Here is a 23,452-nt window from a genome sequence, read left to right on the forward strand (position 1 = left end):
ATGCAGTGGCTGTTTTCCGCGCACGGCGCCGCTGGCGCGTTCTTCCCGCTGGCCGCGCCCGCGCAGGCCATCGCGTCGCTGGCGGTGCTGCCGCCCTGGTTCCTGGTGGCGGCGGCGGCGCTGCTCGGCCTGGTGGTCGGCAGCTTCCTCAACGTGGTGGTGCACCGGTTGCCGCGCATGATGGAGCGCGACGAGGCCAACTACATCGCCTCGCTGCGCGACGATCCGCTGCCCCACCCCGACACCTACAACCTGATGGCGCCGCGCTCGGCCTGCCCGCATTGCGGCCACGCGATCGGCGCGCTGGAGAATATTCCGGTGCTGAGCTACCTGGCGCTGCGCGGGCGCTGCTCGGCCTGCAAGGCGCCCATCGGCAGGCGCTACCCGCTGGTGGAAGCCGGCACCGCGCTGCTCACGGCGCTGGCCGCGGCCCACTTCGGCCCGACCTGGCAGGCGCTGGCGGCCATCGCCATGATCTGGGCGCTGATCTGCCTCACGCTGATCGATGCGGACACGCAGCTGCTGCCCGACCAGATCACGCTGCCGCTGCTGTGGCTGGGCCTGCTGCTCAACCTGGGCGGGCTGTTCGCGCCGCTGGCCGATGCCGTGATCGGCGCGGCGGCGGGCTACCTGCTGCTGTGGACGGTGTACTGGGTATTCAAGCTGGTGCGCGGCAAGGAAGGCATGGGCTATGGCGACTTCAAGCTGATGGCGGCGTTGGGCGGCTGGTTCGGCTGGCAGGCGCTGCCGGCGCTGGTGCTGCTGTCGTCGGTGGTGGGACTGTTGTTCGCGCTTGCCAATATCGCGCTGCGCCGTCAGGATCGCGATACGCATTTCGCCTTCGGCCCCTATATCGCCGGCGCCGGCCTGCTGGTGCTGTTCTTCGGCGCCAACGTGCTGCCGCTGGGCATCGCGAGAATCGGGGGAATCGCGGGCTGAGCGGCGCGCCGCCAACCCCACGCTAGCCTTGAGACAGACATGCTGCAAATCGGACTGACCGGAGGCATCGGCTCGGGCAAGACCCGCGTGGCGGACCTGTTCGCCGCGCGCGGCGCCGCCCTGATCGACACCGACCTGCTGGCGCACGAGATCACCGCGCCGGGCGGGCTGGCCATTGCCGAGCTGGTGGCGGCGTTCGGCCCCGGCTGCCTGCGCGCCGACGGCGCCATGGACCGCGAAGCGATGCGCGCGCTGGTGTTTGCCGACCCGGCCGCCAAGGCCCGGCTCGAAGCCATCACCCACCCGCTGATCCGCCAGCTGACCGAGACCCGCGCCGCCGAAATCCGCGCGGCGGGCCGGCATCCCTACCTGATCTACGTGGTGCCGCTGCTGGTCGAGTCCGGTACCTGGGCCAGGCGCGTGGACCGCGTGCTGGTGGTCGACTGCAGCGAAGCCACGCAGGTGGCGCGCGTGATGGCGCGCAACGGCTTCACGCGCGCGCAGGTCGAAGCCATCATGGCCAGGCAGGCCCGGCGCGCCGAGCGCCTGGCCTGCGCCGACGACGTGGTCGACAACGACGGCCCGGCCGAGGCGCTGGCGCCGCAGGTGGAGCGTCTGGACCGGCTTTACCGCGGCCTCGCCGCCGGCCGGGCACCAGTGTGAGCAGTGGCGCGCGAAGCACCTTTAGACTGCCGTTTCGTTGTCCTGCCCGGCGGACTCGCATAGAATGCGCTGGATACACGCGGGAAATGGCCGCATACTGCCAGCGACGCTGCCCGCCAACCCGCCCTGCCGCCCGGACAATCACTTGATTCTGTACGAATATCCTTTCAACGAACGCATCAGGACTCTCCTGCGCCTGGAGGACCTGTTCGATCGCCTGGATTATTTCCTCGGCCAGGATCACGCCTTGCAGCACCACGTGGCGCTGACGACGCTGTTCGAGATCATCGACGTGGCCGGCCGCGCGGATCTGAAGACCGACCTGCTCAAGGAGCTGGAGCGCCAGCGCCAGGCCCTGGCCGCGCTGCGCGCCAACCCGCAGATCGACCAGGGCGCGCTGGACGCGGTGGTCGGCGAGATCGAGCAGGCCATGTCGCAGCTCAACCAGGTGGTGGGCAAGGCCGGCCAGCTGCTGACCGACAACGAGTGGCTGACCAGCATCCGCAGCCGCGCCATCATTCCCGGCGGCACCTGCGAATTCGATTTGCCGGCCTACTACGCATGGCAGCACCGCCCGGCCGAGGACCGCCGCTCGGACATCCTCAAGTGGGCGCGCCCGCTGGTGGCGCTGCGCATGGGCACCAATACCGTGCTGCGCCTGCTGCGCGAGTCGGGCCAGAGCGGCAAGGTCATCGCCACCGGCGGCAGCTACCAGCAGATGCTGTCGGGCCGCAGCTACCAGCTCATGCAGGTGCTGCTGGACGACTCGCTGCTAGCCTTCATCCCCGAGATGAGCGCCAACAAATACATGCTGTGGGTCCGTTTCACGCAACAGGACGGCGACCTGCGGCCGCGCTCGGTGGATGCCGACATCCCCTTCCTGCTCAAGCTCTGCAATTTCTGAAGCGATGACAACCGTAGTCAAATGCCCCACCTGCGGCAAGGACGTGGCCTGGGTGCCCGAGAACAAGTTCCGGCCGTTCTGCTCCGAGCGCTGCAAGCAGATCGACCTCGGCGCCTGGGCTTCGGAGAAATACGTGATCGGCGGCAAGCCCGGCGAGAATCCCTCGGCGGAACAGGACGAGGAAGACTGAGGCGCCGAGGCGCCGCCTCAGCGCTTGCCTTCGTCAGCCAGCCACGCCACCACCGGCACCGTGGCTGGCAGCAGCGGCCCCACCTCGACCGGCGCCGACTGCCACGAGAAGGCCTGCCCTTCGCGCCCTTCCAGCTCGCCCGACCATGCCGTGACCTTGCAGAAATGCAGGCGCACATAGGCGTGCGGGTAATCGTGCTCCAGCACGTGCCAGCGCACGCACTGCGACACCGCGATGCCGAGTTCCTCGTGCAGCTCGCGCGCCAGCGCCTCTTCCACCGATTCGCCCGGCTCCAGCTTGCCGCCCGGGAATTCCCAGTAGCCTTCGTATGGCTTGCCGGCCGGGCGCTGCGCCAGCAGGAAGCGGCCGTCGGGCCGCACCAGCACGCCCACGGCGACCTCGGTCACCTTGCGCGCGGCGCCGCCGGCATTGTGCGCGGCCTCGCTCATGCCTGGCCTTCCGGCGCGGCGACGAACGGCTTGCCGTGCTTGCCGCCCCAGTCGCGCGCGAACTGCCAGGCCACGCGGCCCGAGCGCGAGCCGCGCTCCAGCGCCCACACCAGCGCGTCGCCGCGCGCGGCGGCCACGTCCTCGTCCGAGCAGCCGAAATGCTTGAGCCAGTGGCCGACGATGGCCAGGTACTCGTCCTGCTTGGGCGGGTAGAACGACAGCCACAGGCCGAAGCGCTCGGACAGCGAGATCTTTTCTTCCACCACTTCGCCGGGATGGATCTCACCGTCGTCGGTGTGGCGGTAGGTCTCGTTGTCCTTCATGTACTCGGGCAACAGGTGGCGGCGGTTGGAGGTGGCGTAGATCAGCACATTGTCCGACTGCGCGGCCACCGAGCCGTCCAGCGCCGACTTGAGCGACTTGTAGCCCGACTCGCCGTCCTCGAACGACAGGTCGTCGCAGAAGATGGCGAAGCGCTCCGGGCGCGCCGAGAGCTGCTCGACGATGTCGCCCAGGTCGCCCAGGTCGTCCTTGTCGACTTCCACCAGGCGCAGCCCGTCCTTGACGAAGGCGTTGAGGCAAGCCTTGATCAGCGAGGACTTGCCGGTGCCGCGCGCGCCGGTCAGCAGCACGTTGTTGGCCGGCAGGCGCTGCACGAACTGGCGCGTGTTGGCGACGATGGCGTCTTTCTGGCGCTCGATGTTCTTGAGATCGTCGAGGTGGATCGGCGGCAGCTGGCGGATCGCCTGCAGGTAGCCGATGTTGCCGAACAGGCTCTGCCGCTTGCGCCAGCGGAACGCTACCGCCTGCTCCCAGTCCGAGTCGGTCAGCTGGGGCGGCAACCATTGTTCAAGGCGGGCGAGGAAACTGTCGAGGCGGGAGGCGAGGTCGGACATGGCGGCTGGGCAGGAGAGGCGGGAAAGACGAAAGGCGAAAGGCGGATCCGGGCAGGAAGCCGGGGCCGGCGTCCGCGCGCAGCGGGCGCCGGCCCCCGGGGCGGGGCTTACGAACGGTAGTCCGCGTTGATCGAAACGTAGTCGTGCGACAGGTCGCAGGTCCATACGGTGGCGGCGGCGTCGCCGCGGCCGAGCGCGATGCGCACGGTGATCTCGGCCTGCTTCATCACCCGCTGGCCGTCTTCCTCGCGGTAGTCGGGATTGCGCCCGCCGTCGCGCGCGACCAGCACGTCGTCGAGCCACAGGTTGACGCGCTCGACCTCGAGGTCGTCCACCCCCGCGTAGCCCACCGCGGCCAGGATGCGGCCGAGGTTGGGGTCGGAAGCGTAGAAGGCGGTCTTGACCAGCGGCGAGTGCGCCACCGCGTAGGCGATCTGGCGGCATTCGGCGACGTCCTTGCCGCCTTCCACGCGGATGGTCATCAGCTTGGTGGCGCCCTCGCCGTCGCGCACGATCATCTGCGCCAGTTCCTGGGCGAGGTCCGTCACGGCGGCGCGCAGCGCCTCGAAGTCGGCGCCCTCGGCGCGCTCGATGGCCGGCGCGCCGGCCTTGCCGCTGGCGATCAGCACGAACGAGTCGTTGGTGGAGGTGTCGCCGTCGATGGTGATGCTGTTGAACGACTGGTCGGCCGCGTAGGACACCAGCGCCTGCACCACGGGCTGCGCCACGGTGGCGTCGGTGGCGATGAAGCCCAGCATGGTCGCCATGTTGGGGCGGATCATGCCGGCGCCCTTGCTGATGCCCGACAGCGTGACGGTCTTGCCGCCGATCTGCACGGTGCGCGAGGCGGCCTTGGGCTGGGTGTCGGTGGTCATGATCGACTCCGCCGCGGCCAGCCAGTTGTCCGGCTTCGCGTTGGCGATGGCGGCCGGCAGCGCGGCGGCGATGCGGTCCACCGGCAGCGGCTCCAGGATCACGCCGGTCGAGAACGGCAGCACCTGCTCGGCGGCGATGCCGAGCTGCGCGGCGAGCGCGTCGCAGGTGGCGCGGGCGGCGGCCAGGCCGGGCTCGCCGGTGCCGGCGTTGGCATTGCCGGTGTTGACCACCAGCGCGCGGATGCCCTTGCCGGCGGCCAGGTGCTCGCGGCAGACCTGCACCGGCGCGGCGCAGAAGCGGTTGCGGGTGAACACGCCGGCCACGGTGCTGCCTTCGGCCACGCGCACCACCAGCACGTCCTTGCGGTTGGCCTTGCGGACACCCGCTTCGGCCCAGCCGAGCTCGACGCCGGCCACGGGTTTCAGGTTCTCTGCCAGCGGCAGGGGCAGGTTGACGGCCATGTGCGTTCCTCTATGCGTTCTTTGTTGCTGGTTTGCTGGCGCCAGGCCGGAGCGGACCGCTCGTGCGCGGCCCGCGCGTCGCGGATTCCTCGCTTGTTTCCTGCGTGTCCTTGCGTGTTCCGCACCGCCCTGACGAACATGCCCGCTTGCGCGGGCATGTTTGCTGACTTCACCGTGCGCGGCTCAGCTGAGCTTGCCGTGGCACTGCTTGAACTTCTTGCCGGAGCCGCACGGGCAGGGATCGTTGCGCCCCACCTTGGCCATGCCGGCAGCCTCGGCCGCGGCGGCGTAGGCGATGCCGGCGCGCTCGGGCGCGGTGGCGGCCTCCGCGGGCTGGCTGGCCTCGTCGAACTCCTCATGCTTGTACTGCACGTTGCCGAGATGCGAGAGGCCTTCCTCGATCTGCTCCGAGGCCTGCTCGAGCTGTTCCGGCGACTGGATCTGCACGTTGAAGATCACGCGCGTGACCTCGACCTTGATCAGGTCCAGCAGCCGCGCGAACAGCTCGAACGACTCGCGCTTGTATTCCTGCTTGGGGTCCTTCTGCGCATAGCCGCGCAGGTGGATGCCCTGGCGCAGGTGATCCAGCGCGGCCAGGTGCTCCCGCCAGTGCGTGTCGATGCTCTGCAGCATGACCGAGCGCTCGAAGCCGGCAAACGACTCGCGGCCGACCTGATTGACCTTGCTTTCGTAGCGCTCGTCGGCGGCGCGCACGATCAGGTTGAGCAGTTCCTCGTCCTCGATGCTCTGCGCGGCCTCGACCGTGGCGGCCAGCGGCACGTCCAGCGACCATTCCTCGCGCAGCTTGGTTTCCAGGCCGGCGATGTCCCACTGCTCTTCCATGGTGTCGGCGGGCACGTGGTCGCGGAACATCTCGACCAGCACGCTCTCGCGCAGGTTCTTCACCATCTCGCCGACGTCGTGCGACTCGAGCACTTCGTTGCGCAGCTTGTAGATTTCCTTGCGCTGGTCGTTGGCGACGTCGTCGTACTGCAGCAGCTGCTTGCGGATGTCGAAGTTGCGGCCTTCGACCTTGCGCTGGGCGGATTCGATCGAGCGCGTGACGATGCCGGCCTCGATGGGCTCGCCTTCGGGCATCTTCAGGCGTTCCATGATCGCGCGCACGCGGTCGCCGGCGAAGATGCGCAGCAGCTGGTCGTCGAGCGACAGGTAGAAGCGCGACGAGCCCGGGTCGCCCTGGCGCCCGGCGCGGCCGCGCAGCTGGTTGTCGATGCGGCGCGACTCGTGGCGCTCGGTGCCGACGATGTGCAGGCCGCCGGCGGCCTTGACCTGCTCGTGCAGCGACTGCCACTCGTCCTTGAGCTTGGCGATGCGCGTGGCCTTCTCGGCTTCGGGCAGGCTGTCGTCGGCCTCGATGAAGCCGGCCTGCTTTTCCACGTTGCCGCCCAGCACGATGTCGGTGCCGCGGCCCGCCATGTTGGTGGCGATGGTGATCATCTTGGGCCGCCCGGCCTGCGCCACGATCTCGGCTTCGCGCTCGTGCTGCTTGGCGTTGAGCACCTGGTGCGGCAGCTTGGCCTTGTTGAGCAGGCCCGAGAGGTATTCCGAGGTCTCGATCGAGGTAGTGCCCACCAGCACCGGCTGGCCGCGCTCGTAGCAGTCGCGGATGTCGCGCACCACGGCGTCGTAGCGCTCGTTCGAGGTCTTGTAGATCTGGTCCTGGAAGTCCTTGCGCTGGGCAGCCCGGTTGGTCGGGATCACCACCACTTCGAGGCCGTAGATCTCCTGGAACTCGTAGGCTTCCGTGTCGGCCGTGCCGGTCATGCCGGACAGCTTCTCGTACATGCGGAAGTAGTTCTGGAAGGTGATCGTGGCCAGCGTCTGGTTTTCCTGCTGGATGGTCACGCCTTCCTTGGCTTCCACGGCCTGGTGCAGGCCGTCGGACCAGCGGCGGCCCGTCATCAGGCGGCCGGTGAATTCGTCGACGATCACGACTTCGTCGTTCTGCACCACGTAGTGCTGGTCGCGGTGGAACAGGCTGTGCGCGCGCAGGGCGGCGTACAGGTGATGCATCAGCGTGATGTTCTGCGGCGCGTAGAGCGATTCGCCCTCGCCGATCAGGCCCTGCTGCGCGAGGATTTCCTCGGCCTTTTCGTGGCCGGCCTCGGTCAGGTAGACCTGGTGGCCCTTCTCGTCGACGTAGTAGTCGCCGGGCTTCTCGACGCCGGTGCCGTCGGCCTTTTCCTCGCCGATCTGGCGCTCGAGCAGCTTGGGGATGCCGTTCATGCGCTGGTACAGGTCGGTATGGTTCTCCGCCTGGCCCGAGATGATCAGCGGGGTGCGCGCTTCGTCGATCAGGATCGAGTCCACCTCGTCGACGATCGCGTAGTGCAGCGGACGCTGTACGCGCTGGCCCGGATCGTAGACCATGTTGTCGCGCAGGTAGTCGAAGCCGAACTCGTTGTTGGTGCCGTAGGTGATGTCGGCCGCGTAGGCCGCCGCCTTCTGGTCGTGCGGCATCTGCGACAGGTTCACGCCCACCGACAGGCCGAGGAAGTTGTACAGGCGCCCCATCCACTCGGCGTCGCGCTGGGCCAGGTAGTCGTTGACCGTGACCACGTGCACGCCCTTGCCGGTGATGGCGTTCAGGTACACCGCCAGCGTGGCGGTCAGGGTCTTGCCCTCGCCCGTGCGCATTTCGGCGATCTTGTTGTCGTTCAGGACCATGCCGCCGATCAGCTGCACGTCGAAGTGGCGCATCTTCATGACCCGCTTGCTGGCCTCGCGGCACACCGCGAACGCCTCGGGCAGCATGGCCTCGAGCGACTCGCCCGCGGCGTGGCGCTGCCGGAAGGTCTCGGTCATGGCGCGCAGGTCGTCGTCCGACAGCGCCGCGAACTTCGGTTCCAGCGCATTGATCTGCGCGACGGTCCTGCCGTATTGTTTGACCAGCCGTTCATTGCGGCTGCCGAAGACTTTCTTGAGAAGGCCCGTGATCATCGATTGCTTTCACCTACGCGAGAGGTCTGCCGTGGTACGCCGCTGTGCCATGCACCGGCGGCCTGGCCGCCGGTCAGGCCGGCAGCCCAGGGCGAACCGCGCGAGGAAATAGGAAGATTGGCGCAAAACGCCGAGTTTATCACGCGCGGGTGTCACGACCGGAAGCAGGCGGCACGCCGCGCGATGCGCAAACCACACCCCGCGGCCGCCGCGCTTGACGTCCCCGCGCACCCGGTTCCCTTCGGACATCGGGGCGGGCCGGCAGTTCTTCAACCGCGCCGCGCCAAACCTCAGCGGATCGCGGTGCGGTCGGTCGGCTCGGGGGCCCGGGCGAGCTGCGCGGGTGCCGGCTTCGCCACCGCGAGGAAGCGGTTGGGGTTCTGCGGCACGCCGTTGACGTGCACCTCGAAGTGCAGGTGCGCGCCGGTGGAGCGCCCGGTCGAGCCCACCAGCGCGATCTGCTGGCCCGGCTTGACCAGGTCGCCGGGCTTGACCAGCATCCTGGCGCTGTGCGCGTAGCGGGTCTTGAGGCCGTTGCCGTGGTCGATGTCGATCAGGTTGCCGTACTCGGGGTGCCATTCGGCGGCCACCACCACGCCGCCGGCGGCCGCCACGATCGGGGTGCCGGGCGGCGCGGAGAAATCGACGCCGTCGTGCGGGGTACGGCGCCCGGTGAAGGGATCGAAGCGCCAGCCGAAGCCGGACGCGTCATAGCCGGACGCCACCGGCAGCACGCGCGGCACGCGGCGGTCCTCGCTCTGGCGGTCCAGCAGCGTGGTCGCCACCACGTCGAGATAGTCGGCATGCTGCTCGGCCTGGTCGGACAGGCGCGCCAGCGCGAGCTGCAGTTCCGGCAGGCTGGGCGCGCGCGACTGCGCCGACGGCGCCAGGCCGCCACGGCCGGGCGGCTGGCGGAAGTCGAACTCCTTCGGCGCGATGCCGGCCAGGCCGGAGACCCGCTCGCCGAGCGCATCCAGGCGCACCATGCGGGCCTGGATCTCGCCCACGCGGGCGGCCAGCACATTGAGGTTGGCGCGCAGGTAGGCGTCGTCGCCGGGAGCGCGGGCCGGCGCGGCGGACCCGGCCAGGCCGGCCCGCGCGGCGAACCAGGTGAGCGCCGACGAGGCCAGCGCGACCAGCAGGCACAGCAGCAGCAGGCCGGCAGCGAGGCGGCCGCGCGACAGCGTGAAATGGCGCACCTGCGGCAGGCGCGGATGAAGCACGATGATCTGCATGAGGCGGCTCCCTTCTCCCGATGCAAGGCCCGGCGCCGCACGCAAGCGGCGGCACGCTAGAATGCGCGCATGCGCATGTTCACCCACCACGCCCTCCAGACGCCCGCCGCCAAGCCGCTGAACGACTGGCTGGCCAAGGCCGGCCCGGTCTCGGCCCTGATGCAGACGGCGCGGGAACTGGCGGTACTGGAAACTGAGGTGCTGTCGCTCCTGCCTCGCGGACTGCAGGACGGCATCGCCGTGGCAGGCGTCAAGCAAGACGCCCGCGCCATCGGGCAAGGCCAGGGGGAGCGGACACTGCTGTTGCTGGCGGCCCATGGAGCCGCCGCGGCACGGGTGAGGCAGGTGGTGCCGACGCTACTTGGAAGACTGCAGCAGCGGGGCTCGCAGATTACCGCAATCCGGGTACGCGTTCAACCGGACGTGGGCCGCCACGGGGACTGGGACACCGGCCCGGTGGAGCGCCCCAGGAACGGCAGGATGTCGGCCAGCGGGCTGGCGAGCCTGGACCGGCTGGCGCGCGACCTGCCCGATTCGCCGTTGCGCGACGCGCTGAAGACGCTGCTGTCGCATCACGGACCGGGACCGGAGAAGGCCTGAGTCCGCGCATGAAAAAAGCCGGTCGTCCGACCGGCTTTGTCCTTGGGGCGCGCACCGCCCGCGGCTTACGCGAACGCCGGCTGCAACTGCGGCAGGAAAGCCGGCGGCGCGTCTTCGACGCGCTCGAACGTCACCACTTCGTAGGCTTCCTGGTCGGCCAGCAGGGCCCGCAGCAACTGGTTGTTGAGGCCGTGGCCGGACTTGTTGGCGATATACGCGCCGATCAGCGGGTGGCCGACCACGTAGAGGTCGCCGATCGCATCCAGGATCTTGTGGCGCACGAACTCGTCGCCATAGCGCAGTTCCTCGTTGTTCAGCATGCGGTGCTCGTCGAGCACGATGGCGTTGTCGAGGCTGCCGCCGCGCGCCAGGCCCATCTCGCGCAGGGCCTCGACCTCGTGGGCGAAGCCGAAGGTGCGCGCGCGCGCGATCTCGCGCACGTAGCTGGTGTCGGCGAAATCGATGGCGAAGGTCTGGCCGGTCTTGTCCACCGCCGGGTGGCGGAAGTCGATGGTGAAGGCCAGCTTGAAGCCGAAGAACGGCTCCAGGCGCGCCAGCTTGTCGCCTTCGCGCACCTCCACGGCCTTCTTCACGCGGATGAAGCGCTTGGGCGCGGACTGCTGCTCGATCTCGGCGGACTGCAGCAGGAAGACGAAGGACGCGGCGCTGCCGTCCATGATGGGGATTTCCTCCGCGTCGACGTCCACGTACAGGTTGTCGATGCCGAGGCCCGCGCAGGCGGACATCAGGTGTTCCACGGTGGAGACCCGCGCGCCGTCCTTCTGCAGGACCGAGGCAAGGCGGGTGTCGCCGATGGCGCTGGCGCTCGCGGGGATCTCGACCGCCTCGGGCAGGTCCACGCGGGTGAATACGATGCCAGTGTCTACCGGGGCGGGGCGCAGCGTCAGCGTCACTTTACGGCCCGAGTGCAAGCCAATGCCTACGGTCTTGACCAGGGATTTGATGGTGCGCTGTTTGAGCATGACGTTCTCAGCTATTATTAAAATCTATCGACTGAACTTACTGATATAGCGATTTTACCACCGCTTTGTTTGCTGCGCTGCGCCACTTTGTTTCGGTCTGTTAGATCGGTAAAAATCAGCCCCCACAAGTGTAATTTGCATCACTCGCGAGGGCTTGACTGTCACAATTGCGTATTAGATGCGCAACGACAGGCGCGCAACCCCGGCGCGCGACCTCTACGCGCCCAGCGCCGCCAGCACGGCTTCGGCGCTGCTGACCTTGAATTCGCCCGGGGCTTCGATCCACAGGCCTGTCACCACGCCGTCTTCCATCACCAAGGCATAGCGCTTGGAGCGCACGCCCATGCCGCGCGCGGTCAGGTCCATTTCCAGGCCTAGCTTGCGCGTCCATTCGGCGCTGCCGTCGGCCATCATGCGCACCTTGCCGGCCGTGTTCTGCTCGCGGCCCCAGGCGCCCATCACGAAGGCGTCGTTGACCGAGACGCACCACACTTCATCCACGCCGGCGGCGCGCAGCGCCTCGGCCTGGGCTACATAGCCCGGCACGTGCTTGGCCGAGCAGGTCGGGGTAAAGGCACCCGGCAGCCCGAACACCACGATCTTGCGGCCGCGCGCCAGCTCCGCCACCGAAAAGGCGTTGGGCCCGAGGCTGCAGCCGCCGGCCTCGGTGTCGAAGAATTCGTTCAGCGTGGCGTCGGGCACACGCGCTCCTGTTTCGATCATGCTGTCTCTTCCTGTCTCGGTAAAAACCCTGTCTAGCATCATAGTGCGCACATCCGCGGCGCCCAAGGCAGAGCCTGCGCGTTGCGCTGTCGGTGCTTTCCGACATGGGGGGCGGGCGGCGCGGCCCGATGCGGATCCAGTGCGACTCTAAACCTTAACCCTGGCGCGCGCTTGAGCTTGGACGTGCGGGGCGCAAACGTGCGGCAAGGGCGTGGTGCCGCACTGTGCCAGAAAAATGCAATGCGCGCGGCGATCTTGCGATCGCCGCGCGGACGGCGGCACATCCCGGCCGGGAACGGCGGGAGACCAGTCCGGGGAGGCGGCCGGAGGCACGCCTGTCCCGGCGACGGGATGCGAGCTGAGGGCGTCAGCGCGGGCGCGGCGCGGCAGGCTGCCGCTCAGGCCGCGGCCTCGGGGCGCAACACGGGCGGATAGGGAGCGCTTGCGTGTTTCGCTGTTCCGGGGCCACGGCCCGGCGGGCAGCCGGCCTGGAGGCCAGCACCTTGCCGTGCCGACTCAGTCCGCCTGCTTGCGCAGGAAGGCGGGGATATCGTAGGTATCCACACCCTTTTCCTGCAGCGCGGCGACATGGGCGGACGCCGATTCGCGCGAGCTGCGCCACACGGCCGGCGTGTCCAGGTTGCTGTAGTCCGGCGCGCTGCTGTGGCCCGCGTTCACGGTGTTGGCCATGTTGCCCATCATCTGCACCGGCATGTTGTCGGTACCGGTCTTGAGCAGGGTCATCGGCTGCTGCTTCTTGGCCGAACGGCCCAGGCCCGTCGCCACCACGGTCACGCGCAGTGCGTCGCCCATGGAGTCGTCGTACACCGTGCCGAAGATCACCGTGGCATCTTCCGCCGCGTAGCTGCGGATGGTGTTCATGACTTCCTTGGTCTCGGACAGCTTGAGCGAGCGGCTGGCGGTGATGTTGACCAGCACGCCGCGCGCGCCGGACAGGTCCACGCCTTCGAGCAGCGGGCTGGCCACGGCCTGCTCGGCGGCCAGGCGGGCGCGGTCCACGCCCGATACGGTCGCCGTGCCCATCATGGCCTTGCCCTGCTCGCCCATGACCGTCTTCACGTCTTCGAAGTCGACGTTCACCAGGCCGTCCACGTTGATGATCTCGGCGATGCCGGCCACGGCGTTGTGCAGCACGTCGTCGGCGCACTGGAAGCACTTGTCCATCTCGGCGTCGTCGCCCATCACCTCGAACAGCTTCTCGTTGAGCACCACGATCAGCGAGTCGACGCTGGACTCCAGCTCGCTCGAGCCGGATTCCGCCACCTTGGCGCGGCGCGCGCCTTCGAACTCGAACGGCTTGCTCACCACGCCCACGGTCAGGATGCCCATTTCCTTGGCCACCTGCGCCACGATCGGGGCGGCGCCGGTGCCGGTGCCGCCGCCCATGCCGGCAGTGATGAAGACCATGTGCGCGCCGCGCAGCGAATCGGCGATCTGCTCGCGCGCCTGCTCGGCGCAGTTGCGGCCCACTTCCGGCTTGGCGCCGGCGCCCAGGCCGGTGTTGCCGAGCTGCAGCACGCGCGAGGCGGAAGAGCGCTTGAGCGCCTGTGCGTCGGTGTTCATGCAGATGAATTCGACGCCTTGCACGCCGCGGCTGATCATGTGCTGCACGGCATTGCCGCCCGCGCCGCCCACGCCCACCACCTTGATGATGGTGCCGTCCTGCATTTCCGTTTCGATCATGTCAAAGTCCATCACTGCCTCCAAGAAGAATCAGCTGCCAAACGCTGCGGCCTCCCCGCCGCAACCCTTGGCTACTGAACAAGAAACCATCAAAAAGAACTGCCTGTTTCAACGGCCCGCCCCCGATCCGGTGGACAGCGCCGTCAATCTTTCCAAACCCTGCGCGCCGGCAACCTCAGAAATTGCCGACGAACCATTCCTTCATGCGGCCCCATACGTGCTTGACGGAGCCGCTCTGCACCGCCACCCGGCGCCCGCGCATGCGCTGCACGCGGCCTTCGAGCAGTAGTCCCATTACGGTCGAATAGCGCGGACTCTTGACGACTTCGTGCAGATTTCCGCGATATTCCGGCACGCCGACCCGAACCGGTTTGAGGAAAATGTCCTCGCCCAGTTCCACCATGCCCGGCATCATCGCCGTGCCGCCGGTGATCACCACCCCCGAAGACAGCAATTCCTCGTAGCCCGACTCGCGCACCACCTGGTGCACCAGCGAGTAGAGTTCCTCGATGCGCGGCTCGATCACCGCCGCCAGCGCCTGCCGGCTCAGCGTGCGGGTGCCGCGGTCGCCCACGCCAGGGACCTCGATCATGTCTTCCGGATCGGCGATGGCCTGCTTGGCGATGCCGTACTGCATCTTGATGTCCTCGGCATCGGGCGTGGGCGTGCGCAGCGCCATGGCGATGTCGTTGGTGATCTGGTCGCCGGCGATCGGGATCACGGCGGTGTGCCGGATCGCGCCTTCGCTGAAGATGGCGATGTCGGTGGTGCCGCCGCCGATGTCGACCAGCACCACGCCGAGCTCCTTCTCGTCCTCGGTCAGCACCGCCAGGCTGGAGGCCAGCGGCTGCAGGATCAGGTCGTGCACCTCCAGGCCGCAGCGCCGCACGCACTTGACGATGTTCTGCGCCGCGCTGACCGCGCCGGTGACGATATGCACCTTCACTTCCAGCCGGATGCCGCTCATGCCGATCGGCTCGCGCACGTCTTCCTGGCCGTCGATGATGAATTCCTGCGTCAGGATGTGCAGGATCTGCTGGTCGGTCGGGATGTTGACCGCCTTGGCGGTCTCGATCACCCGCGCCACGTCGGTCTGCGTGACCTCCTTGTCCTTGATCGCCACCATGCCGCTGGAATTGAAGCTGCGGATATGGCTGCCGGCGATGCCGGTGAAGACTTCGGAGATCTTGCAGTCGGCCATCAGCTCGGCCTCCTCCAGCGCGCGCTGGATGGACTGCACGGTGGCCTCGATATTGACCACGACCCCCTTCTTCAGACCCTTGGACTCCGACTGGCCCATCCCGATCACTTCATAGCTGCCGTCGGGGCGCAGTTCCGCCACCACCGCGGCCACCTTGGAAGTGCCGATATCGAGACCGACCAACAGGTCCTTGTATTCCTTGCTCATCGGGTTTTCTCCGCGTTCTTGCTCTTGAGTCGCGTCGGATTGTTTGTCGGATTGGTACTGGCCGCGGGCGCGCGGGCCTTGGCGGCCGCCGCGGCCTGCGCATCGGTCAGGAAGCGCACGTTGGCCGCGCGGATGGCAAATCCGTTCGGATAGCGCAGGTCCGCGTATTCGATCTGCTTGCCCCACTGCTCCGTGACCTGGGGCCAGGCCACCACGAAACGCTTCACGCGCTGCGCCATGGCGTCGCGCTCTTCATCGTTCTGCTCGCGCCCGAGCTCGATCACCATGCCGTTGGACAACCGCGTGCGCCACGCGTAGCGCGGCGACAGCGTCACCGCCAGCGGCTCGACCTTGAGCGGCTTGAACCATTCGCGCATGACCTCGAGCTTGTCCACCACGTCCGCTTCGCTGTCGGGCGGGCCGTCCAGCGCGAGCAGCTGCGCGTCTTCCTCGGCCTCGGCCGGGTTGGCGACGAAGATCTCGCCGTAGGTGTTGATCAGGCGGCCGCTGTCGGCATTGCCCCAGGTACCGAGCGCCTCGTGCTCCTCGACCTCGACCGCCAGGCCATTGGGCCATTCGCGCCGCACGCTGGCGCGCCGCACCCAGGGCACGGACTCGAAGCTCTGGCGCGCCTCGTTGAGGTCGAGCGTGAAGAAGTTGCCGCTCAGCTTGCCCAGCGCGTTGGCGCGCACGCCCGGCGCGTTCACGTGGCGCAGGGTGCCGCCCTCCATGGCCGACAGCTCCACGTGCGTGATGGCGAACACCGGCCGCTGCGCCAGCCACAGCAGGCCGGCGGCGAACGCCATCAGCGCCACCAGCGCATACAGCGTGGAGGCGATCAGGTTGAGCAGGCGAGTGTTGTGCCACATGGCTTGGCGCGTTTCCGGTCCGTCGGGTCAGGTTCGATGCAATCGTTTCTTGCGTTCAGTCGGGTTTCCAGGCTTCGTTCGGATGCAGGTCCAGCGTGGCGGCGGCCGTCACCTGCAGCACGAAATCCTCGTAGCTGATGCCGGCCGCGCGCGCCGCCATCGGCACCAGCGAATGGCCGGTCATGCCGGGCGAGGTGTTCATCTCGAGCAGGAAAGGCTTGCCGTCGGCGCGCAGCATCACGTCGGCGCGCGCCCAGCCGCGGCAGCCCAGCACGCGGAAGGACTGCACCGCCAGGCGCCGGACCTCGGCTTCGACCTCGTCCGGCAGGCCCGACGGGCACAAGTATTGGGTATCGTCAGTAAAGTACTTGTTTTGATAGTCGTAGTTGGCGCCGGGCGCGACGATGCGGATCACCGGCAGCGCTTCGGCGCCGGCGCCCTCCCCCACGATCGGGCAGGTCAGCTCGGCGCCGTCGATGAATTCCTCGGCGATGACGTCGTTGTCGAGTACCGCGGCCTTCTCGAAGGCGGCCTGCATCTGGCCCGCCTCGGTGACCTTGGTCAGCCCGATCGACGAACCCTCGCGCGCCGGCTTGACGATCAGCGGCAGGCCCAGTTCGGCCACCACGGCGGCAAGGTCGGTATCGGCGTGCAGCATGGCGAAGCGCGGCGTGGGCAGGCCGTGCGTCAGCCACAGGCGCTTGGTGGCCTGCTTGTCCATGGCCAGCGCGGAAGGCAGCACGCCGCTGCCGGTATAGGGCACGCCCAGCTGTTCCAGCAGACCCTGGATGGTGCCGTCCTCGCCGTAGCGGCCGTGCAGCGCGATGAAGACGCGGTCGAAGCCGGCCGTGGCCAGCTCGGCCACCGACTGCAGGCCCGGATCGAAGCCGTGCGCATCCACGCCGCGCGCGCGCAGCGCGGCCAGCACGCCGCTGCCCGACATCAGCGAGACCTCGCGCTCGGCAGAGCGGCCGCCCAGCAGCACGCCGACCTTGCCGAGCGATTTCGGGTCGATATTGGGATGGGCGACGAAGCTCATGCGTGGCCTCCCGCTTGTTGAGAAACCTGCTGCGAAAGCTGTTGCGAGACCAGCTGGCCCGGCACGCCGCCGATGGTGCCGGCGCCCATCGTCACCACGACGTCGCCGGGACGCGCGGCGTTCAGGATGGCCTGTGGCATTTCCTCGATCTGCTCCACGAAAACGGGTTCAACCTTGCCCGCCACGCGCAGCGCGCGCGTCAGCGCACGGCCGTCGGCGGCCACGATGGGGGTCTCGCCGGCGGCGTAGACCTCGGTCAGCAGCAGCGCGTCCACCGTGCCGAGCACCTTGACGAAGTCCTCGAAGCAGTCGCGCGTTCGGGTGAAGCGGTGCGGCTGGAACGCCAGCACCAGCCGGCGCCCCGGGAACGCGCCGCGCGCCGCGGCCAGCGTGGCGGCCATCTCGACCGGGTGGTGGCCGTAGTCGTCGACCAGCGTGAAGGTGCCTTCGGCCCCGTCCGCGCCGGCGCAGGCGACTTCGCCGTAGCGCTGGAAGCGCCGCCCCACGCCGTGGAACTCGCGCAGCGCCTTGACGATGGCGGCGTCGGCCACCTCCAGCTCGGTGGCGATGGCGATGGCGGCCAGCGCGTTCTGCACGTTGTGCATGCCGGGCAGGTTCAGCACCACGTCCAGCGGCGGCTCGGCGTGGCCGTTGAGCTGGCGCAGCACGGTGAAATGCATCTGGCCGTCGACCGCGCGCGCGTTGACCGCGCGGATCTGCGCGTCCTCGGCAAAGCCGTAGCGCACGATCGGCTTGGACACGAACGGCATGATCTCGCGCACGTTGGGGTCGTCCACGCACAGCACGGCGATGCCGTAGAACGGCAGGCGCTGGGTGAACTCCACGAACGCCTGCTTGAGCCGGGCGAAATCGTGCCCGTAGGTGTCCATGTGGTCGGCGTCGATGTTGGTGATGACCTCGATCACCGGGAACAGGTTGAGGAACGACGCGTCCGACTCGTCGGCCTCGGCCACGATGAAGTCGCCGGTGCCCAGGCGCGCGTTGGCGCCGGCCGAGTTGAGCCGGCCGCCGATCACGAAGGTGGGGTCCAGCCCGCCTTCGGCCAGCACCGACGCCACCAGGCTGGTGGTGGTGGTCTTGCCGTGGGTGCCGGCGATGGCCACGCCCTGCTTCAGGCGCATCAGCTCGGCCAGCATGACCGCGCGCGGCACCACCGGAATGCGCCTGGCGCGCGCGGCCAGCACCTCGGGGTTGTCGCCGGTCACCGCGGTGGACACCACCACGGCATTGGCGCCGCCGATGTTGGCGGCGTCGTGGCCGTGCATCACGGTCGCGCCCAGCGACGCCAGGCGCCGCGTGGCGGCGTTGCTGCCCACGTCGGAGCCCGAGACCTTGTAGCCCAGGTTCAGCAGGACCTCCGCGATGCCGCTCATGCCGGCGCCGCCAATGCCTACGAAGTGGATGTTCTTGACGATGTGCTTCATGAATCCGTTTGTTTCAATCCCTGGCCATCTGGCTGCAGATCTCCGCCACGCGCCGGGTCGCTTCCGGCTTGGCGAGACCGCGCGCCTGGTGCGCCATCTCTTTGAGTCGGGTCCGCGACAGCGAGGCCAGCGTCTGCGCCAGCCCGCTCGCGGTCAGTTCGTTCTGCTGGACCAGCAAGGCGGCATCCTGCAACGACAGGAATTGCGCATTGGTGGTCTGGTGGTCGTCCACGGCATGAGGAAACGGCACGAACAGTGCCGCCACGCCGGCGGCCGCCACCTCCGACACGGTCATGGCGCCCGCGCGGCAGATCACCAGATCCGCCTCGGCGTAGGCGCCGGCCATGTCGTCGATAAAGGGCAGCGTTTCCGCCTGCACGCCGGCCGCCTCGTAGTTGGCGCGCAGCGTGTCGATCTGCCTGGCGCCGGCCTGGTGCTTCACCAGCGGGCGCGCGGCTTGCGGCAGCAGCGCCAGCGCCTTCGGCACGACCTCGTTGAGCGCGGCCGCGCCCAGGCTGCCGCCCACCACCAGCAGGCGCAGCGGGCCGCTGCGGTTGTCATAGCGCTCGTCCGGCGCGGGCATGCGCGCGAGCTCGTCGCGCACCGGGTTGCCGGTCCATTCGCCGCCGGGCAGCGCATCGGGGAACGCGCACAGCACGCGGTCCGCCACCTTGGCCAGCACCTTGTTGGCCAGCCCGGCGATGGAGTTCTGCTCGTGCAGCACCAGCGGGCGCCCCAGCAGCGACGCCATCATGCCCGCCGGGAAGGTGATGTAGCCGCCCATGCCGAGCACCACGTCGGGCCGCACGCGGCGCAGCGCCCGCAGGCTCTGCCAGAACGCGCGCAGCAGGTTCAGCGGCAGCAGCAGCTTGGTCAGCGGCCCCTTGCCGCGCAGGCCGCCGAACTGGATGAACTCCATCGGGATGTCGTACTTGGGCACCAGCGTGGCTTCCATGCCGCTGCGGTTGCCCAGCCACACCACGCGCCAGCCCTGCTCGCGCAACGCGCGCGCGACCGCCAGCCCGGGGAACACGTGCCCCCCGGTGCCGCCGGCCATCACGAGCAGGGTGCGCGCAGCGGTCATACCTTCCCCCCACGCATCATCACCCGGTTCTCGTAATCAACCCGCAGCAGGATCGCCAGCGCGATGCAGTTCATCAGGATGCCCGAGCCGCCGTAGCTCACCAGCGGCAGGGTCAGCCCCTTGGTCGGCAGCAGGCCCAGGTTCACGCCCATGTTGATGAAGGTCTGCCAGCCGACCCACACGCCGATGCCCTTGGCCACCAGGCCGGCGAAGGTGCGGTCGAGCTGCAGCGCGGTGCGGCCGATCTCGAAGGCGCGGCGCACCAGCCAGTAGAACAGCACGATCACCACCAGCACGCCGACAAAGCCGAATTCCTCGCCGATCACGGCGAGGATGAAGTCGGTATGCGCTTCGGGCAGGTAGTGCAGCTTCTCGATGCTGCCGCCGAGCCCCACCCCGGTCCATTCGCCGCGGCCGAAGGCGATCAGCGAGTGCGTGAGCTGGTAGGCCTTGCCGAGCGCGTTGGCTTCTTCCCACGGGTTGAGGTAGGCGAAGATCCGCTCGCGCCGCCACGGCGAGGCCGTGATCAGCAGCGCGAACGCGCCCACCGCCACGCCGACCAGCCCGGCGAACAGCTTGCCGTTGATGCCGCCCAGGAAAAGAATGCCCATCGCCACGGTGGCCACCACCAGGAAGGCGCCCATGTCGGGCTCCAGCAGCAGCAGCATGCCCACCACCACCACCGCCACGCCCATCGGCAGGAAGCCCTTGCCCACGTTCTGCATCCACTCCTGCTTGCGCACGGTGTAGTTGGCGGCGTAGAGCACCACGGCCAGCTTCATCAGCTCGGACGGCTGGAAGTTCATGATGCCCAGCGGGATCCAGCGCCGCGCGCCGTTGACGCCCTTGCCGACGAAGGGCACCAGCACGATCACCAGCAGCAGCAGCGCGATCACGAACAGCTTGGGCGCGTAGCGGTCCCAGAACTTGACCGGGATCTGGAAGGCCAGCAGGCCGCCGGACAGGCCGACGAACAGCGCGAAGGCGTGCCGCGTGAGGAAATGGCTTTCGCGGTAATTGGCGTAGCGCGGCGAGTCGGGCAGCGCGATCGAGGCCGAGTACACCATCACCAGGCCGAGCGCGAGCAGCACGATCGACACCCACAGCAGGGGCTGGTCGTACTCCATCATGCGCGAGCGGGTCGGCTTGACGCCGGACACCGCGTCGCGCAGGCCACCCCAGGCATTGCCGATGGTGGCGCCGATAAACCCGCTGCGCTTGACCTGTGCGTCGCTCATGGCAGGATCCCCCGGGACATCGCCAGTTCTTCCACCGCGGAGCGGAACACGTCGGCGCGGTGCACGTAGTTGCGGAACATATCGAGGCTGGCGCAGGCCGGCGACAGCAGCACCGCGTCGCCGCCCTGCGCGGCGCCGGCGGCCAGCGTGACCGCCTGCTCCAGCGTGGCGGCGTCGGCCAGCGTCACGCCGGTGCCTTCGAGCGCGCGGCGCAGCTCGCCGGCATCCTTGCCGATCAGCACCACGGCGCGCGCGTACTGCGCCACGGGAGCGGCCAGCGGCGAGAAATCCTGGCCCTTGCCTTCGCCGCCGGCGATCAGCACCACGCGCTTGTCCAGGCCCGACAGCGCGGCCACGGTCGCACCCACGTTGGTGCCCTTGCTGTCGTCGAAATACTCCACGTCGTCCACGGTGGCGACCCACTCCACGCGGTGCGGCTCGCCGCGGTATTCGCGCAGGCCGTGCAGCAAGGCACTCAGCGGCAGGTCGATGGCGCGGCACAGCGCCAGCGCGGCCATGGCGTTGGTGGCGTTGTGCATGCCGCGGATATGCAGCGCGTCGGCCGGCATCAGGCGCTTGTGGCGCACCGGCACGGCCGGCTCCGCCTCGGCGGCGGCCTTGCGGCGGCGCGGCTTGTTCTCGCCTTCGGCCTCGCCGTCGGCCTCGGCGATCACCAGCCAGGGCATGCCGCCCTCGCGCAGCACGCCGAAACTGCCCGGCGTTTCCGGCAGGTCGGTGCCGAAGGTAACGGGCACGGTGCCCGGGCGCGCCATCTCCAGGCTCAGGCGGTCGTTGCGGTTGAGCACCTGCAGGCAGCCGGGCTCGCCCGGCGCCGGGCCGAACACGCGCGCCTTGGCGGCGGCATAGGCTTCCATGCTGCCGTGCCAGTCGAGGTGGTCCTGCGTGACATTGAGCACGGTGGCGGCGTGCGGCGCCAGCGTGTGCGTGGTTTCGAGCTGGAAGCTGGACAGCTCCAGCACCCAGACCTCGGGCAGCGTCGCCGAAGCGATGCAGGCGGCCAGCTTGTCCAGCGCCGACGGGCTGATATTGCCGGCCACCGCGACGCTCTTGCCGGCGCGCTCGACCAGGCGGCCGGTCAGCGCGGTGGTGGTGGTCTTGCCGTTGGTGCCGGTGATCGCCAGCACCTTGGGCGCGTAGCCCGATTCGGCCTGCAGGTGGGCCAGCGCCCGGGCGAACAGCTCGATCTCGCCCCACACCGGGATGCCGCGCTCGCGCGCCGCGGCCAGCAGCGCCGCGGTGGCGGGCTCGGCCGGCGCCAGGCCGGGGCTGATCGCCACCAGGCCGATGCCGTCGAGCAGCGCGGTGTCGAACGCGCCGCCGATGAACCGGGCCGAGGGCAGCTCGGCCTGCAGGAAGACCAGGTTGGCGGGAGCCTCGCGCGTGTCCGCGACGCGCACGGGGGCGCCGTACTGGCCGCACCAGCGCGCCATCGCCAGCCCCGACTCGCCGAGGCCCAGCACCAGCACATGAGGTTTCTGCAACTCGCCAAACACTTCGTTTTCCGCCCTTTTCGTTATGTTGTTACGTTGCTACGTTGTTACGTCGATTCGTCGCTGCCTCGATGCCGCCGGCAGCGCGCTCAGCGCAGCTTCAGCGACGACAGCCCGATCAGCACCAGCAGCATGGTGATGATCCAGAAGCGCACCGTCACCTGCGTTTCCTTCCAGCCCGACAATTCGAAGTGGTGATGCAGCGGCGCCATCCTGAACAGCCGCCGGCCTTCGCCGTAGCGCCGCTTGGTGATCTTGAACCAGGTTACCTGCAGCATCACCGACAGCGTTTCCACCACGAAGATGCCGCCCATCACGAACAGCACGATCTCCTGGCGCACGATCACGGCCACCGTGCCGAGCGCGCCGCCCAGCGCCAGCGCGCCCACGTCGCCCATGAAGACCTGGGCCGGGTGGGCGTTGAACCAGAGGAAGGCCAGGCCCGCCCCGGTCAGCGCCGAGCAGAAGATCAGCAGCTCGCCCGCGCCCGGGATGTGCGGGAACAGCAGGTATTTGCTGTAGACCGCGCTGCCCATCACGTAGGCGAACACGCCCAGCCCGCTGCCGACCAGCACCACCGGCATGATCACCAGCCCGTCCAGGCCGTCGGTCAGGTTCACCGCGTTGCTCGAACCGACGATCACCAGGTAGGTCAGCACGATGAAGCCCGCCACGCCCAGCGGGTAGCTCACTTCCTTGAAGAAAGGCACGATCAGGTTGGACTTGTAGGGCATGTCCAGCGACATGCCGCTTTCGACCCAGCCCAGGAACAGGTCCCACACCCGCACATTGCTGCTTTCCGACACCGAGAACGCCAGGTAGACCGCGGCCACCAGGCCGATCAGGGTCTGCCAGAAGAATTTCTCGCGGCTCGACATGCCGCGCGGGTCGCGGTAGACCACCTTGCGGTAGTCGTCCACCCAGCCGATCGCGCCATATCCCAGCGTCACCAGCATCACCACCCAGATGAAGCGGTTGCCCCAGTCGCACCACAGCAAGGTGGAGATGCCGATCGACACCAGCACCAGCACGCCGCCCATGGTGGGCGTGCCGGCCTTGACCAGATGCGACTGCGGGCCGATGGTGCGCACCGCCTGGCCGATCTTCAGTTCGGTCAGCTTGCGGATCACCCACGGGCCCAGGCACAGGCCGATCAACAGCGCGGTGAGGTTGGCCATCACCGCGCGGAAGGTCAGGTAGTTGAAGACCCGCAGGAAGCTGTAGTCGTTTTGCAGCCACTGGGCCAGAGCCAATAACATCGTGTTCCGTATTCC

21 protein-coding genes are annotated in these 23,452 nt (G+C 68.6%); 5 read left to right on the forward strand and 16 right to left on the reverse strand.

Annotated features, from left to right (window positions below; all coding sequences use genetic code 11):
- From ACKI2N_RS16900 to ACKI2N_RS16915, 4 genes are all read left to right on the forward strand, one after another.
- Positions 1-939: a prepilin peptidase gene (locus ACKI2N_RS16900; protein ID WP_420996473.1), complete on the forward strand. Its 939-nt coding sequence runs from the start codon at positions 1-3 to the stop codon at positions 937-939.
- A 39-nt stretch (positions 940-978) separates the two neighbouring features.
- Positions 979-1,602 carry a dephospho-CoA kinase gene (gene coaE, locus ACKI2N_RS16905; RefSeq protein WP_420996474.1) on the forward strand — a complete coding sequence of 208 codons (624 nt, stop codon included), beginning with the start codon at positions 979-981 and terminating at the stop codon, positions 1,600-1,602.
- 145 nt (positions 1,603-1,747) lie between these two features.
- Positions 1,748-2,506 carry a cell division protein ZapD gene (gene zapD, locus ACKI2N_RS16910; protein WP_420996475.1) on the forward strand — a complete coding sequence of 253 codons (759 nt, stop codon included), beginning with the start codon at positions 1,748-1,750 and terminating at the stop codon, positions 2,504-2,506.
- A 4-nt stretch (positions 2,507-2,510) separates the two neighbouring features.
- A complete protein-coding gene (locus ACKI2N_RS16915) occupies positions 2,511-2,696 on the forward strand; it encodes a DNA gyrase inhibitor YacG (RefSeq protein ID WP_420996476.1) in 186 nt (61 codons plus the stop codon).
- Between the two features lie 17 nt (positions 2,697-2,713).
- Here ACKI2N_RS16915 and ACKI2N_RS16920 read toward each other — a convergent pair whose 3' ends face one another.
- The 5 genes from ACKI2N_RS16920 to ACKI2N_RS16940 form a co-directional block, all read right to left on the reverse strand.
- Positions 2,714-3,145 carry an NUDIX domain-containing protein gene (locus tag ACKI2N_RS16920; RefSeq protein ID WP_420996477.1) on the reverse strand — a complete coding sequence of 144 codons (432 nt, stop codon included), beginning with the start codon at positions 3,143-3,145 and terminating at the stop codon, positions 2,714-2,716.
- Positions 3,142-4,041, reverse strand: coding sequence for an ATP-binding protein (locus tag ACKI2N_RS16925; protein ID WP_420996478.1), 900 nt, complete (start codon positions 4,039-4,041; stop codon positions 3,142-3,144). The genes ACKI2N_RS16920 and ACKI2N_RS16925 overlap by 4 nt, the downstream gene beginning before the upstream one ends.
- A 107-nt stretch (positions 4,042-4,148) precedes the next feature.
- Entirely contained in the window at positions 4,149-5,378 is a 1,230-nt protein-coding gene (argJ, locus tag ACKI2N_RS16930; protein ID WP_420996479.1) for a bifunctional glutamate N-acetyltransferase/amino-acid acetyltransferase ArgJ, read from the reverse strand.
- Positions 5,379-5,561: 183 nt separating this feature from the next.
- Positions 5,562-8,339, reverse strand: coding sequence for a preprotein translocase subunit SecA (gene secA / locus ACKI2N_RS16935; RefSeq protein WP_420996480.1), 2,778 nt, complete (start codon positions 8,337-8,339; stop codon positions 5,562-5,564).
- A gap of 290 nt (positions 8,340-8,629) precedes the next feature.
- The gene (locus ACKI2N_RS16940; protein ID WP_420996481.1) at positions 8,630-9,574 is read right to left on the reverse strand and encodes a M23 family metallopeptidase; all 945 of its coding nucleotides are present in this window, start codon (positions 9,572-9,574) and stop codon (positions 8,630-8,632) included.
- Between the two features lie 69 nt (positions 9,575-9,643).
- On the opposite strand from ACKI2N_RS16940, the gene ACKI2N_RS16945 reads away from it, so the two are divergent.
- Positions 9,644-10,174 (forward strand): hypothetical protein, encoded by a 531-nt coding sequence (locus tag ACKI2N_RS16945; protein WP_420996482.1) that lies wholly within the window; start codon positions 9,644-9,646, stop codon positions 10,172-10,174.
- Between the two features lie 65 nt (positions 10,175-10,239).
- On the opposite strand, the gene lpxC is transcribed toward ACKI2N_RS16945, so the two are convergent.
- From lpxC to mraY, 11 genes are all read right to left on the reverse strand, one after another.
- Positions 10,240-11,157 carry a UDP-3-O-acyl-N-acetylglucosamine deacetylase gene (lpxC, locus tag ACKI2N_RS16950; RefSeq protein ID WP_420996483.1) on the reverse strand — a complete coding sequence of 306 codons (918 nt, stop codon included), beginning with the start codon at positions 11,155-11,157 and terminating at the stop codon, positions 10,240-10,242.
- Between the two features lie 216 nt (positions 11,158-11,373).
- A complete protein-coding gene (locus tag ACKI2N_RS16955; protein WP_420996484.1) occupies positions 11,374-11,880 on the reverse strand; it encodes a peroxiredoxin in 507 nt (168 codons plus the stop codon).
- Positions 11,881-12,396: 516 nt separating this feature from the next.
- Positions 12,397-13,596, reverse strand: coding sequence for a cell division protein FtsZ (gene ftsZ / locus ACKI2N_RS16960; protein ID WP_420996485.1), 1,200 nt, complete (start codon positions 13,594-13,596; stop codon positions 12,397-12,399).
- 163 nt (positions 13,597-13,759) lie between these two features.
- Positions 13,760-14,992, reverse strand: a complete 1,233-nt coding sequence (gene ftsA / locus ACKI2N_RS16965) for a cell division protein FtsA (protein ID WP_420996486.1) — start codon at positions 14,990-14,992, stop codon at positions 13,760-13,762.
- Entirely contained in the window at positions 14,989-15,861 is an 873-nt protein-coding gene (locus ACKI2N_RS16970) for a cell division protein FtsQ/DivIB (RefSeq protein WP_420996487.1), read from the reverse strand. The genes ftsA and ACKI2N_RS16970 overlap by 4 nt, the downstream gene beginning before the upstream one ends.
- 55 nt (positions 15,862-15,916) lie before the next feature.
- Positions 15,917-16,900 carry a D-alanine--D-alanine ligase gene (locus ACKI2N_RS16975; RefSeq protein WP_420996488.1) on the reverse strand — a complete coding sequence of 328 codons (984 nt, stop codon included), beginning with the start codon at positions 16,898-16,900 and terminating at the stop codon, positions 15,917-15,919.
- Positions 16,897-18,345 (reverse strand): UDP-N-acetylmuramate--L-alanine ligase, encoded by a 1,449-nt coding sequence (murC, locus tag ACKI2N_RS16980; RefSeq protein WP_420996489.1) that lies wholly within the window; start codon positions 18,343-18,345, stop codon positions 16,897-16,899. Before murC ends, ACKI2N_RS16975 begins: the two co-directional genes overlap by 4 nt.
- Positions 18,346-18,358: 13 nt before the next feature.
- Complete coding sequence (gene murG / locus ACKI2N_RS16985) at positions 18,359-19,429, reverse strand: undecaprenyldiphospho-muramoylpentapeptide beta-N-acetylglucosaminyltransferase (protein WP_420996490.1); 1,071 nt, start codon at positions 19,427-19,429, stop codon at positions 18,359-18,361.
- Positions 19,426-20,667, reverse strand: coding sequence for a putative lipid II flippase FtsW (gene ftsW / locus ACKI2N_RS16990; RefSeq protein ID WP_420996491.1), 1,242 nt, complete (start codon positions 20,665-20,667; stop codon positions 19,426-19,428). Before ftsW ends, murG begins: the two co-directional genes overlap by 4 nt.
- Positions 20,664-22,181, reverse strand: a complete 1,518-nt coding sequence (gene murD / locus ACKI2N_RS16995) for a UDP-N-acetylmuramoyl-L-alanine--D-glutamate ligase (protein WP_420996492.1) — start codon at positions 22,179-22,181, stop codon at positions 20,664-20,666. The genes ftsW and murD overlap by 4 nt, the downstream gene beginning before the upstream one ends.
- An 86-nt stretch (positions 22,182-22,267) precedes the next feature.
- Positions 22,268-23,437 (reverse strand): phospho-N-acetylmuramoyl-pentapeptide-transferase, encoded by a 1,170-nt coding sequence (gene mraY, locus ACKI2N_RS17000; RefSeq protein WP_029043962.1) that lies wholly within the window; start codon positions 23,435-23,437, stop codon positions 22,268-22,270.
- Positions 23,438-23,452: the final 15 nt, after the last annotated feature.

This window comes from Cupriavidus sp. 30B13, from assembly GCF_049059565.2.
Taxonomy (GTDB): Bacteria; Pseudomonadota; Gammaproteobacteria; order Burkholderiales; family Burkholderiaceae; genus Cupriavidus.

Excerpts from the sequence above, each read along its gene's own strand:
- ACKI2N_RS16970 (WP_420996487.1), bottom strand. The coding sequence starts at position 15,861 with ATGTGGCACAACACTCGCCTGCTCAACCTGATCGCCTCCACGCTGTAT.
- lpxC (WP_420996483.1), bottom strand. The coding sequence starts at position 11,157 with ATGCTCAAACAGCGCACCATCAAATCCCTGGTCAAGACCGTAGGCATT.
- ACKI2N_RS16940 (WP_420996481.1), bottom strand. The coding sequence starts at position 9,574 with ATGCAGATCATCGTGCTTCATCCGCGCCTGCCGCAGGTGCGCCATTTC.
- ftsA (WP_420996486.1), bottom strand. The coding sequence starts at position 14,992 with ATGAGCAAGGAATACAAGGACCTGTTGGTCGGTCTCGATATCGGCACT.
- mraY (WP_029043962.1), bottom strand. The coding sequence starts at position 23,437 with ATGTTATTGGCTCTGGCCCAGTGGCTGCAAAACGACTACAGCTTCCTG.
- murC (WP_420996489.1), bottom strand. The coding sequence starts at position 18,345 with ATGAAGCACATCGTCAAGAACATCCACTTCGTAGGCATTGGCGGCGCC.
- ACKI2N_RS16945 (WP_420996482.1), top strand. The coding sequence starts at position 9,644 with ATGCGCATGTTCACCCACCACGCCCTCCAGACGCCCGCCGCCAAGCCG.
- secA (WP_420996480.1), bottom strand. The coding sequence starts at position 8,339 with ATGATCACGGGCCTTCTCAAGAAAGTCTTCGGCAGCCGCAATGAACGG.
- murG (WP_420996490.1), bottom strand. The coding sequence starts at position 19,429 with ATGACCGCTGCGCGCACCCTGCTCGTGATGGCCGGCGGCACCGGGGGG.
- coaE (WP_420996474.1), top strand. The coding sequence starts at position 979 with ATGCTGCAAATCGGACTGACCGGAGGCATCGGCTCGGGCAAGACCCGC.
- ACKI2N_RS16900 (WP_420996473.1), top strand. The coding sequence starts at position 1 with ATGCAGTGGCTGTTTTCCGCGCACGGCGCCGCTGGCGCGTTCTTCCCG.
- ftsW (WP_420996491.1), bottom strand. The coding sequence starts at position 20,667 with ATGAGCGACGCACAGGTCAAGCGCAGCGGGTTTATCGGCGCCACCATC.
- ACKI2N_RS16925 (WP_420996478.1), bottom strand. The coding sequence starts at position 4,041 with ATGTCCGACCTCGCCTCCCGCCTCGACAGTTTCCTCGCCCGCCTTGAA.
- ACKI2N_RS16915 (WP_420996476.1), top strand. The coding sequence starts at position 2,511 with ATGACAACCGTAGTCAAATGCCCCACCTGCGGCAAGGACGTGGCCTGG.
- ACKI2N_RS16975 (WP_420996488.1), bottom strand. The coding sequence starts at position 16,900 with ATGAGCTTCGTCGCCCATCCCAATATCGACCCGAAATCGCTCGGCAAG.
- ftsZ (WP_420996485.1), bottom strand. The coding sequence starts at position 13,596 with ATGGACTTTGACATGATCGAAACGGAAATGCAGGACGGCACCATCATC.
- ACKI2N_RS16920 (WP_420996477.1), bottom strand. The coding sequence starts at position 3,145 with ATGAGCGAGGCCGCGCACAATGCCGGCGGCGCCGCGCGCAAGGTGACC.
- ACKI2N_RS16955 (WP_420996484.1), bottom strand. The coding sequence starts at position 11,880 with ATGATCGAAACAGGAGCGCGTGTGCCCGACGCCACGCTGAACGAATTC.
- argJ (WP_420996479.1), bottom strand. The coding sequence starts at position 5,378 with ATGGCCGTCAACCTGCCCCTGCCGCTGGCAGAGAACCTGAAACCCGTG.